Below are 11231 nucleotides of genomic sequence, written 5' to 3'. Positions count from 1 at the left end.
GACACCGATCGCGGACCGTACGGCCTGCGGGTCGGCGGCCAGGTCGTGACCGCCGACGCGGATCTCGCCGGAGGCCGGGTCGGGGGAGATGAGGGTGGAGAGGATCTTCACGGCGGTCGTCTTGCCGGCGCCGTTCGGGCCGAGCAGAGCGAAGATCGAGCCGGCCGGGATGTGCAGATCGATGCCGTCGAGCACGACCTTGTCACCGTACGACTTGCGCAGATCCACGGCGGAGACGGCGACCGGTGACGCGGGAACGCCTGGCTGACTGGGCGTGGACATGACAGAAGAAGGCATGAGGCCCTCCATTCGAAGGCTGAAGGCTGAAGTGGCGGGGAGCGCGGCCGGTGTGCGGGGCGCGGCCGGTGTGCGGAGAGCGGAGGGGCGCTCAGACCTTGGCCCGGCGGATGTCGATGTTGCCGTGCTTGGTGCGGGCGCGGATCTTGACGGAGTCCTCGGTCTTCTCGGGGCTCTCGGACGCGGTGAGCGAGTTGCGCACCTGGCCGGAGCTTGAGCTGACGTCGAGCCAGGCGGCCGTGCCCTCGCTGACGCCGATCTCGATGGCGCCGAAGGACGTCTCCAACTGGGCGGTGCCGCGCGTCACTTCACCGACGCGCAGGGTGCCGTGGGCGGTGACGGCGGTGACCGAGTCGGTGACGCGGGCGATGTCGATGTCGCCGTTGGCGCCCCGCACCCGCAGCTCGCCGAGAACGGCGCCGATGGTCGTGGTGCCGTGCGAGTTCTTCATGACGGCGGAGCCGTCGACGAAGCCGACGCGCAGGCTGCCGGAGCTGGTGGAGATCTCGGCGGAGCCCTCGACGCGGTCCACGGTGATCGAGCCGTGCGACGCGGTCAGATGCAGCGGACCGGTCGTGTCGAGGCGGACGTCGCCGGAGGAGGTCTTGACGCGGGCCTCGCCGAGCCTGCCCTCGCCGATGACCTGGGTCCAGGCGCCGGTCGTGTCGATGCGCGAGCCCGCGGGCAGTTCGACCGTCACGTCGACGGTGCCGGTGCGGCCGAACAGACCGGGCTTGGGCGTCTTGATGTGCAGGACGCCGTTCCCGTACGTGACCTCGGTCTGGTCGGCGGCCTTCACGTCCTGGTCCTTCTTCGGCTCGCGGGGGCGCACCTCGACGACGGTGTCGGCGCGGTCGCCCGCGGTGAACTGGATGGAACCCGCGTCCACGCGTGCCGTGACCGAGATCGCTTCGGGAGTGTCGAAAGTAGGCATGGCTGTTCCGTCCTCTGGCTCTTCGGGAGGCGCCCCTGCGGGAGGGGCGTGATGGGTGGAGTGGTTTACCGCGGTAAACCGGAAGTGCCTGAATCCATGGCGGGCGGGGCGTGGTTCAGCGCACCCAGCCCGTGAAGCTCTGACCGATGTTCTGGGTCTTCTCCGCCGAACGCGGCCGGGTGCCGCCGTCGACCGCCGCCGAAACCGCCCTGACCAGCCAGGCGTTGACCGACAGGCCCTCGCGCGATGCGGCCTCCTCGGCGCGCGCCTTGAGGTGGGCCGGCAGGCGCAGATTGACGCGGGCGGTGCCGCCCTCGTCGCCCTCGGCGGGGGCCGCGGACTTGAACGTGTCGACGGGCATCGCCGGCTCGGCGGCATCGCCGCTGTCCGTGGGCGGCAGCGTCACCACGAAGTCGGGGTCGAGTCCGCGCAGCCGTACGTCGACCGAGCCCGGCGCGAGTTCGCTGGTGATCTCGCCCATCGCCGCGGAGAGCACGCTGAGCAGCGTCAGGCGCGTCGCCGACTCCAGGGGAGCGGTGAGCCTTTCGGCCAGCTCGCGGGCGTCTTCCCCGCCGGCTTCGGCGGCCACCGCGAGTTCGCGGCGGAGGGTGTCGACATACGGGGTGAGGTCCATGACGTCATCATGGCATCACTATGGCGCCATGCGCAAGCCTGGATGGTGCCGCATCGGAGGCCAATCTGGCGGCGCCCGACTGACCTGCGGAAACGCTGGATCTCGGCGCGTCTGGGAGTGGCGCCATGCGGGTTAACGCGGCCCCGGAGACGCAGAATGGCGCCAAGTGGCGCCAGATGGCATCACTTGGCGCCAGGTGGCACCGCAGGTGTTCGCCCTACCGGGCCGGACCGAACCAGGTGGTGAGCGCGGACCGGAGCGCGGAAGTGTCGGGAGCGCCGTCGGCGTCGGCCGCCCAGGCGACATGGCCGTCGGGGCGGACCAGGAGCGCGGCGGGAGCGGATATCTCGCCGATGGCGGGGACGGGCCAGAAATCGTCCTCGCTCCGCGCCTCGACGAAGTCGACGCGATCGGCCCAGCCCTTCGCGACCGCCGCCACCTCGGCGCTGCCGCCCAGATCGAGCAGCACGGGGCGACCGGTGTGCAGCAGCTCGTAGACACGGGTGTCGCCGTCGGCCGTCTTGAGGTCGGCGTCCGGGACCCTGCGGCCCGCGAGCAGGTGGCCGCCGTCCACCGGATAGCGGATGTCGAGGGCGGTGAGCATGCCGCGCAGATGCCGGTTGACGTCGTCGAAGACGATGAGCGAGCCGAACACCTCGCGCAGCGCGTCGGTCTGCGCGCCGGGTCGGGCAAGCGCCGACTGCGCCCGGGTGTTGTTCAGGACGCGCTCCGCGACCGCGTGGCGCTCGGTGTGATAGCTGTCCAGGAGAGCCTCGGGAGCCTGGCCGCGCACCACGGAGGCGAGCTTCCAGCCGAGGTTGACCGCGTCCTGCACGCCCATGTTCAGGCCCTGGCCACCGGCCGGGAAGTGGATGTGCGCCGCGTCGCCCGCGAGCAGCACCCGGCCGTCGCGGTACTGGGCGGCCTGCCGTGCGGCGTCGTTGAACCGGGAGACCCAGCGCGGGCTGTGCATGCCGTAGTCCGTGCCCGCCAGCTTGATCAGCGTGTCCCGCAGCTGCTCGAACGTCGGGGCCTCGTCGCGGTCCGCCACGAGGTCGTAGTCGGACGCGATCACCCGGAACCAGCCCGGCTCGAAGGCGATCGCCGACCAGTCGCCGCCCTCGCAGCGCCGTATCCAGACGTAGTCCTCGGGCAGGTCGGGGAGTTCGACGTCGCCGATCAGCGCGGTCATCGTCGCCGCCGTGCCGGGGAAGTCGATGCCCGCCAGCTTGCGGACCGTGCTGCGTCCGCCGTCGCAGCCCACGAGATAGCCGGCGCGCAGCGTCGCGGATTCCGCGTCGCCGGTCCGCAGTTCTACCGTCACGCCGGTCGCGTCCTGCGCGATCCCGCTCACCTCGGCGGACCTGCGCACGCGTACGCCGAGCTCGTCGGCCCACTCCTCCAGGAGCTGCTCGATGGCGGACTGGAGGATCATCAGCGGATAGGGGTGCCGCGACTCGGACTCGTCGAAGTCGAGGTAGAGGCCGGAGAAGTGGCCCACCGGCTGCAGTTCGCCGACCGCGAGGAAGCGGTCCAGGATGCCGCGCTGGTCAAGTACCTCCAGGGTGCGGGAGTGGATCCCGCCGGCCCGCGACTCGCCGGTGCGCTCCGGGAGCCGCTCGACCACGATCACGTCGACGCCCGCCAGCCGCAGCTCGCAGGCGAGCATCAGGCCCGTCGGCCCGGCGCCCGCAATCACCACGTCCGCGTCCATGCCGGTGTGTGTCACGTTGTGCCCCCTCATTCCGCTCATTCCACTGCGCCTATAGCGTCGTTGAATCACCTTTACATTCACGGAACGTGAATGAGCCGGTCAATAAATGCCGGGACCGGTACGGGACAAGCCGCTTTCGGCTTGCCTTGTCCCGCCGGCGGGACGGCCGGCCGGGCGGCGGGCAGCCGGCAGCGGACGGCGGCCGGGCGGGCGCGGCGCCTGCGGGGGCGGCAGCATGCGGGGTCGCCGGGTCACTCTCAACCCCACCGGCGGGACCGCGCCGGAGGGTCACCGACCCGGTATGACCGGACGTGAATTCACGCGAGACTCCCATTCGGCCATTCAGAGAATTTGTCTCGCCGGCGGGACAGCTGCCGGACCGAAAAGGACGCGAGCGGGCACTCCCGGTCGGCGGAGGAAGGAAAGACTGGCAATGAATTCGTCGCCGCAGGTCGTCCACCAGCTGGGTGGACTTGACGAGACGTCAGAAGCACAGGTCGCGGCCGGGGGCACTCAGGTGCCGCTGGCCCAACAGATCGCGGAGCTGTGGGCGGAGCACCTCAACGCGAGCGAGGTCGGTACGGACGACGACTTCTTCGCGCTCGGCGGCAACTCGCTGACCGGCATCAAGATCATCGACCGGGTCGCGCAGGACTACGGGGTCCAGCTGTCCGTGCGCGACTTCTACCTGGCGCAGACGCCGGCCCGGGTCGCCGAGCTGATCGAGCAGGGGAGGGCAGTGGCGTGAGGTTGACGCCTGGTGCCGGGCGCGACATCGACCTCGACAGCGTCGACCTGTTCGACCTGGACCTCTACACGTCGGGCGACCCGCACCCCATCTGGGACGTGATGCGGGAGAAGGCGCCCCTGCACCACCAAGTCCTGCCCGACGGACGCGAGTTCTGGTCGGTCACGCGCTACGAGGACGTCTGCCGCGTACTCGGCGACCACCGCGAGTTCACCTCCGAGCGCGGCACCGTCCCCACCCACCTCGGGACGGACGACGTCGCCGCCGGTGTGCTCCTCACCTCCACCGACCCGCCGCGGCACACCGAGGTCCGCAGGCCGCTGGGCTCCAAGCTCACCGCGCGTGCCGTGAAGTCCTGGGAGGACAGCATCCGCGGCACGGTCACCCGCTTCCTCCAGCCCGCGCTCGACGGAGAAACGTTTGACCTCGCCGAGAAGGCGCTGCTGCTCCCTGCCATGGTCACGGGCCCCCTCCTCGGTATCCCGGCCAAGGACTGGGAAGAGCTCGTCCAGCTCACCGCGATGGTGACGGCCCCCTCGGACCCGCACTTCCTCCAGGGCAGCGAAGCCGCGACCCTGGCCATCTCGCACCACGAGCTGGTCACCTACGTGAAGGACTGGGTCAAGGAACGGCGCGCGTCCGGAGGCGAGGACGACAGCCTCCTCCAGCACCTCATGAGCGTCCGCCCCGGCGGCGAGGCATTGAGCGACGAGGAGATCGCCCTCGACGGCTACAGCATCCTCCTCGGCGCCAACGTCACCACGCCGCACACCGTCTCCGGCACCGTGCACGCGCTCATCGAGCGGCCCGAGCAGTTCGCCAAGGCCCAGGCCGACCCGACGCTCATCCCGAACCTGGTCGAGGAAGGCCTGCGCTGGACCTCGGCTGCCTGCAACTTCATGCGGTACGCCGTCGACGACGTCGAGATCGCCGGAGGCACCATCCCGGCCCGCGGCGCGGTCGTCGCCTGGATCGGCTCGGCCAACCGGGACTCCGCCCAGTTCACCGACCCGCACGACTTCGACATCACACGGAGCAACGCCAAGCGCCAGGTCGCCTTCGGGTACGGGCCGCACTTCTGCATCGGTGCGCCGCTGACCCGGCTGACCCTGCGCGTCTTCTTCGAGGAGCTGCTCCAGCGGTTCGGCTCCATCGACCTCGCCGGCGAACCGGAGCACCTGCGGTCGTACTTCATCGCCGGCATGACCCACCTCCCCATCGTCGCCGAGAAACGACTGACGCCATGACCTCCGGCTCCGCCACCATCACCTCGCCGTGGTTCGTCCGGCCGCCGACCGAGCACCCCGCCCGGATGTTCTGCTTCCCCTTCTCCGGGTCCGGGGCCTCGGCCTTCAGCGCCTGGCCGGCCGCCATCGACGACGTCGAGGTCAGCCCGGTGCAGTTCCCCGGCCGCGAGAACCGCCTGGGCCACCCGCACTACGGCACCTACGAGAACCTCGCCGCGGAGCTGGTCGGCCCCCTGGAGCCACTGCTCGACCGGCCCTTCACCTTCTTCGGGCACTGCGCGGGAGCACTGCCCGCCTACGAGACCGTGCTCCGGCTCGCCGAACTCGGCCTGCCCACACCGGACCGCCTCTTCGTCTCGGGCCAGCCGGCGCCCCACGACGCCTCGCGCGACCGGATGCTCACCATGACCGAGCCCGAACTGCACGCCGAACTGGAGTCGTTCATCCGCGGCCGGGGCATCGAGCCGCGGCCCGACATGATCGACGTCGGCATGATGGTGCTGCTCCGCGACCATGCCGCCGCAGGCAAGTACCGGCGGGCCGAGCCCGTCGCGGTGCCCTGCCCCATCGTCGTACTGCACTGGCGCGACGACCCCGACGTGAGCCTCGACGAGCTCGAAGGGTGGCGTCAGTACGCGGACTCGGTGGAGTTCCGTGTCATCGACGGCGGCCACTACGACTTCATGAACGCGCCGGACGAGCTCCTGAAGCTGCTGACAAGACGGCGGTGAGCGCGGTGCGCCGGCGCCGAGCAGTGCAGCCACCCGCACGAGCCGTACACCGAGGAACCCGGAAGGAATTCGCATGAGTGGTGCAGTCACCGACATCGCCGTCATCGGGATGTCGTGCCGCTTCCCCGGTGTGCAGAACGTGGGTGAGTTCTGGCGCCTGCTGTCCGAGGGGCGGTCGACCGTCGGAACGTTCCCCGAACGCCGGGCGGCCGACACCAAGCCCATCTCCCACCCCGACGCCGACACGCTGAACACGGGCTCGTACCTCGACTCCATCGACGGCTTCGACGCGGACTTCTTCGGCACCGGCGCGGCGGAAGCGGCCGCCATGGACCCCGTGCAGCGCCTCGGACTCGAACTCGCCTGGGAGGCCGTCGAAGACGCCCGCGTCCCGGCGAGCGCGCTCGCGGGCCGCGAGATCGACGTCGTGGTCGGCGCCGCGCCGTCGGGCTACGAACTGCTGCGCAAGCTGGCCGGCAGCGACCAGGACGACCACTACGCCGCGCTCGGCTCCAGCGGCGCGCTCATCGCGAACCGCATCTCCGGCCTGTTCGACGTCCGCGGCATGAGCTTCTGCGCGGACTCGGGCCAGTCGTCCTCGCTCGTGTCCCTCGCCCTGACCTGCGACCGGATACGCGGCGGCGCGGTCGACATGGCCATCGCGGGCGGCGTACACCTCATCGCCGACCCCGCGGCCGGACACAGCCTGGCGAACCTGGGCGCCCTCTCGCCCGACGGCCGCTGCTTCACCTTCGACGAGCGGGCCAGCGGCTTCGCCCGCGGAGAGGGCGGCGCCTTCGTCGTCCTCAAGCGGCTCGACCTCGCCGAAGCCGACGGCGACCGCATCTACGCGGTGGTACGCGGCTGGGGCGTCAGCAGCGGCGGAGCGACCTCCCGCATGCCGGACCCCAGCCCCGCCGGACAGGCGGCGGCCGTCCTGTCCGCCCTCGACCGCGCCGCCGTCCCCTTCGCCGACATCGACTACGTGGAAGCCCACGGCACTGGCACCCGACTCGGCGACCCCGCGGAGCTCTCCGGCCTGCGCGACGTCATCCGGGAAACCGGCAGCCGCAGCCGGCCCCTGGTCGTCGGCTCCGTGAAGACCAACGTCGGACACCTGGAGCCCGCCGCCGGAATCGTCGGCTTCGTGAAGGCGGCCCTCTGCGTCGACCGCGCCCACCTGGTCCCGAGCCTCAACTTCCGCTCCCCGAACCCCGCCGTCCCCGACTTCGAGAAGGACTTCGAGGTCCTGAAGACCGCACGGCCCTGGACGAACGAGTCCGGCAGGCCGCGACGCGCAGGGGTCTCCGCCTTCGGCATGGGCGGCACCACCGCGCACGTCATCCTCGAACAGGCCCCCGAGCCCGCGCGGCAGGCGGAAGCGACCTCCGCGGACGCCTCCGGAGCAGTGCCCTGGGTGCTCTCCGCACACTCGCGGCCCGCACTTCAGGAGCAGGCGGCCCGGCTGCGGGAGTTCGTGGCCGCGGACACCGCACTGTCGGCGGCCGACGTCGGCCACTCGCTGCTCTCGACACGATCCCTGTTCGAACACCGCGCAGTCGTCCTGGGCGACGACCGCGAAGAAGCCCTGGCCGGTCTCGAACTCCTCGCGGCGGGCGGCGACTCGCCGCGCGCGATCCGCGGCACGGCCACGGGGCCCACGGGCCCGGTCGTCTTCGTCTTCCCCGGCCAGGGCGCGCAGTGGATCGCCATGGGCAAACAGCTCTACGCCGAGTCGGAAGTCTTCGCGCGCGCCATCGACGAGTGCGCGCAGGCCCTGGCGCCGTGGGTGGACTGGTCACTGGTGGACGTGGTGACCGACGCCGATTCGGCAGAGTCCCTCGAACGCCTCGACGTCCTCCAGCCGGCGCTGTTCGCGATGATGGTGTCGCTCGCACGGGTCTGGCGCTCGCTCGGAGTCGTCCCCGACGCCGTGGTGGGCCACTCGCAGGGCGAGATCGCCGCGGCCTGCGTGGCGGGAGCACTCTCGCTCGAAGACGCGGCCAGGCTCGTCGCCCTGCGCAGCCAGATCACGATCGGACTCCTCGAAACGGGCGGCCTGTGCTCCGTGGCCGCCTCCCCCCAGTGGGTCGAGGACCGCCTCAGCCAGTGGTCCGGGCGGCTCTCCATCGCCGTGATCAACGGACCGTCGTCCGTGGTCATCGCCGGTGACGCCGAGGCCCTCGACCAGTTCGCCGCGATGGCGACCGAGGAGGGCCTGCGGGCACGGCGCGTCAAGACGGCCTTCGCCTCGCACTCCTCGTACGTCGAACCCGTCCGCGACCGCTTCTTCGAGGTCATCGGGGACATCACCCCCCGCGAAACGGCGGTGGAGTTCCACTCCACGGTCACCGGCGGCGTCCTCGACACCCGCACCCTCGACACCGCGTACTGGTACTCCAACCTGCGCCACATGGTCCGTTTCGGCGAGGTCGTCGCCAACATGATGCGCGACCGCGGCGGGGTCTTCATGGAAGTCAGCCCGCATCCCGTGCTCGCGGTGGCGATGGAGGAGGCCGCCGACGCCCTGGCCACCCCGCCGGTCGTGACCAGCACCCTGCACAAGAAGGACGGCAGCGCGGGCAAGATCCTGGCATCCCTCGCCGAACTGCACGTACGCGGTCTGCCGGTGAACTGGCAGCCGGCGTTCGACGCGGCCGGGCCGCGCCGGATCGACCTGCCGACCTACGCGTTCCAGCGGCAGCGGTACTGGCTCACGGCGCCCGACGACACCGCCGACGGCCCGGCCGGGCAGGGCCCGAACGCCACGGCAGCGGACCTGAGCTCGCAAGCGGCGGTCCTCACCCTCGTGTGCACCGAGGCGGCAGCGCTCCTGAACGCCAACGGCGTGGCCCTGACGGGCGCCGACCTCGCGGCGAGGTCGACCGAGACCTTCAAGGGCCTCGGCTTCGACTCCTCGACGGCCGTGGCACTGCGCAACCGGCTCAAGTCGGCGGCCGGAGTGCGGCTCTCGGCCACCGTCGCGTTCACCTACCCCACTCCGCGGACGCTCGCCCAGCACATCTTCTCCCTCGTCGAGCCCGAGGCGCCTGAGGTGCTCCAGGTGTCCGAGGTGCCCGCGGAAGCGGGAGCGGTGGCGCAAGAGAGCCAAGAGGTGCCAGAGGGCCAGGAAAGCGGTAGTGACGACGATTTGTACGCATTGATCGACCGCGGATACGTGTAGCCGCGCCCGTACTTCTTGCTTCTTGGTAACTGTTGGGGGAGGCCCTGGTGGAGGATGTCGACAAGCTCCGGTCCTACTTGCGACGCGCCGTCGGCGACGCGCAGGAGCTCCGCGAGCGGGTGCGCGAGCTGGAGGAGTCCGCTCGCGAGCCCATCGCGGTCGTGGGTGTGGGATGTCGCTTCCCCGGCGGGGTGACGTCTCCCGAAGGACTGTGGGACGTCGTGTCCGACGGTGTGGACGCGATCAGCGAATTTCCGCAGGACCGCGGATGGGACATCGAGGCGCTGTACGACCCCGATCCCGAGGCACGCGGCAAGACGTACACGCGCTCGGGCGGATTTCTGCATGACCTGCCCGAGTTCGACGCGCCGTTCTTCGGCATCAGCCCGCGCGAGGCCCAGGCGATGGACCCGCAGCAGCGCCTGATGCTGGAGACGTCGTGGGAAGCGCTGGAGCGGGCGGGCATCGACCCGGCAGGGCTGCGGGGCTCGGCGACCGGCGTGTTCACCGGGCTCTACGCCGTCGACTACGGCCCGCGCATGGGCGGCGAGGCAGCCGGCGAGGCGGAGGGATTCGCGCTCACCGGGACATACGCCAGCGTGGCATCGGGCCGGGTGGCGTACGCGCTCGGCCTTGAGGGCCCCGCGGTGTCGGTCGACACCGCGTGCTCGTCCTCGCTGGTGACGGTCCACCAGGCCATGCGGTCACTGCGTTCGGGGGAGAGCACCCTCGCCCTCGCCGGCGGGGTGTCGACGCTTCAGACACCGGGACTCCTCGTGGAGTTCGCCCGGCAGCGGGGTCTGTCGGTGGACGGGCGGTGCAAGGCGTTCGCGGAGGCGGCGGACGGTACGGGCTTCGCGGAGGGCGCGGGCGTCTTGGTCCTTGAGCGGCTCTCGGACGCGCGGCGCAACGGGCGCCGCATCTGGGCGGTCATACGCGGCTCGGCGGTGAACCAGGACGGCGCGTCCAACGGCCTCACCGCACCGAACGAACTGGCACAGCAGCGCGTGATCCGGGCGGCCCTGGCCGACGCCGGGCTCTCGGCCGACGGCGTCGACGCGGTGGAGGCGCACGGCACCGGGACGATGCTGGGCGACCCCATCGAGGTGGAGGCCCTGCTCGCCACCTATGGCCAGGAGCGGGACGCCGGCAGTCCGCTGTGGCTGGGTTCGCTGAAGTCCAACATCGGTCACACACAGGCCGCCGCGGGTGTCGGCGGCATCATCAAGATGATCATGGCGATGCGCCATCAGTACCTGCCGAAGACCTTGCACGTGAACGCGCCCTCGCCCCACGTGGACTGGTCGTCCGGCGGGGTCGAACTCCTTGTGGACGGGCGCGAGTGGTCCCGTAAGAACGAGGGCCCGCGCCGGGCCGGTGTGTCGTCGTTCGGCATCAGCGGCACCAACGCGCACGTGATCCTGGAGGAGGCGCCTGCCGAGAGCCAGGCAGACGCCGGCACTTCCGACGCAGACGTCGCCGGGGGAGTTGTGCCGTGGCTGCTGTCGGGCAAGAGCGAGGCCGCGCTTGAGCAACAGGCTTACAGGCTGCGCGAGTTCGCCGCCGCTGACCCGGGCGTTGACGTCGCCGACGTGGGAGCGTCGCTGGTGTCGAGCCGCACGCGGTTCGAGCATCGCGCGGTGGTGCTGGGGCACGGCCGGGACGAACTCTTGGCTTCACTGGGCGCGTTGAGTGATGGCGCGGAGAGTGCCGCGGTGGTGCGTGGTGTCGCGGGGGAGCTG

Annotated in this window: 9 protein-coding genes; 5 read left to right on the top strand and 4 right to left on the bottom strand. The window is 71.0% G+C overall.

From position 1 onward, the window contains the following. From IE226_RS42825 to IE226_RS42810, 4 genes are all read right to left on the bottom strand, one after another. Positions 1–297 (bottom strand): ATP-binding cassette domain-containing protein (locus IE226_RS42825; RefSeq protein ID WP_190086953.1); only part of this gene is annotated, 297 nt, incomplete at its 3' end. Between the two features lie 91 nt (positions 298–388). Continuing rightward, positions 389–1231: a DUF4097 family beta strand repeat-containing protein gene (locus IE226_RS42820; protein ID WP_190086952.1), complete on the bottom strand. Its 843-nt coding sequence runs from the start codon at positions 1229–1231 to the stop codon at positions 389–391. Positions 1232–1346: 115 nt separating this feature from the next. Beyond that, positions 1347–1865 carry a toxin-antitoxin system HicB family antitoxin gene (locus tag IE226_RS42815; protein WP_190086951.1) on the bottom strand — a complete coding sequence of 173 codons (519 nt, stop codon included), beginning with the start codon at positions 1863–1865 and terminating at the stop codon, positions 1347–1349. 217 nt (positions 1866–2082) lie between these two features. Further along, positions 2083–3609, bottom strand: coding sequence for an FAD-dependent monooxygenase (locus tag IE226_RS42810; protein ID WP_190086950.1), 1527 nt, complete (start codon positions 3607–3609; stop codon positions 2083–2085). Between the two features lie 403 nt (positions 3610–4012). Here IE226_RS42810 and IE226_RS42805 point away from each other — a divergent pair, with 403 nt between their 5' ends. The 5 genes from IE226_RS42805 to IE226_RS42785 form a co-directional block, all read left to right on the top strand. Further along, positions 4013–4327, top strand: a complete 315-nt coding sequence (locus IE226_RS42805; protein WP_190086949.1) for a phosphopantetheine-binding protein — start codon at positions 4013–4015, stop codon at positions 4325–4327. After that, positions 4324–5574: a cytochrome P450 gene (locus IE226_RS42800; protein ID WP_190086948.1), complete on the top strand. Its 1251-nt coding sequence runs from the start codon at positions 4324–4326 to the stop codon at positions 5572–5574. The genes IE226_RS42805 and IE226_RS42800 overlap by 4 nt, the downstream gene beginning before the upstream one ends. After that, positions 5571–6305 carry a thioesterase II family protein gene (locus IE226_RS42795; RefSeq protein ID WP_190086947.1) on the top strand — a complete coding sequence of 245 codons (735 nt, stop codon included), beginning with the start codon at positions 5571–5573 and terminating at the stop codon, positions 6303–6305. Before IE226_RS42800 ends, IE226_RS42795 begins: the two co-directional genes overlap by 4 nt. Positions 6306–6378: 73 nt before the next feature. Next, positions 6379–9489, top strand: coding sequence for a type I polyketide synthase (locus IE226_RS42790; protein ID WP_190086946.1), 3111 nt, complete (start codon positions 6379–6381; stop codon positions 9487–9489). Between the two features lie 44 nt (positions 9490–9533). Beyond that, a partial coding sequence (locus IE226_RS42785; protein ID WP_373307122.1) for a type I polyketide synthase occupies positions 9534–11231 on the top strand: 1698 nt, incomplete at its 3' end.

This window comes from Streptomyces longisporoflavus (genome assembly GCF_014649775.1).
Lineage (GTDB): Bacteria > Actinomycetota > Actinomycetes > Streptomycetales > Streptomycetaceae > Streptomyces > Streptomyces longisporoflavus.
The sequence above is the reverse complement of the archived record's forward strand: the minus strand, read 5'-3'. Positions and strand labels throughout refer to the sequence as shown.

What these genes read in the sequence shown, in the direction of transcription:
- IE226_RS42820 (WP_190086952.1), bottom strand. Translation starts at nt 1,231, where the DNA reads ATGCCTACTTTCGACACTCCCGAAGCGATCTCGGTCACGGCACGCGTG.
- IE226_RS42815 (WP_190086951.1), bottom strand. Translation starts at nt 1,865, where the DNA reads ATGGACCTCACCCCGTATGTCGACACCCTCCGCCGCGAACTCGCGGTG.
- IE226_RS42810 (WP_190086950.1), bottom strand. Translation starts at nt 3,609, where the DNA reads ATGAGGGGGCACAACGTGACACACACCGGCATGGACGCGGACGTGGTG.
- IE226_RS42805 (WP_190086949.1), top strand. Translation starts at nt 4,013, where the DNA reads ATGAATTCGTCGCCGCAGGTCGTCCACCAGCTGGGTGGACTTGACGAG.
- IE226_RS42795 (WP_190086947.1), top strand. Translation starts at nt 5,571, where the DNA reads ATGACCTCCGGCTCCGCCACCATCACCTCGCCGTGGTTCGTCCGGCCG.
- IE226_RS42790 (WP_190086946.1), top strand. Translation starts at nt 6,379, where the DNA reads ATGAGTGGTGCAGTCACCGACATCGCCGTCATCGGGATGTCGTGCCGC.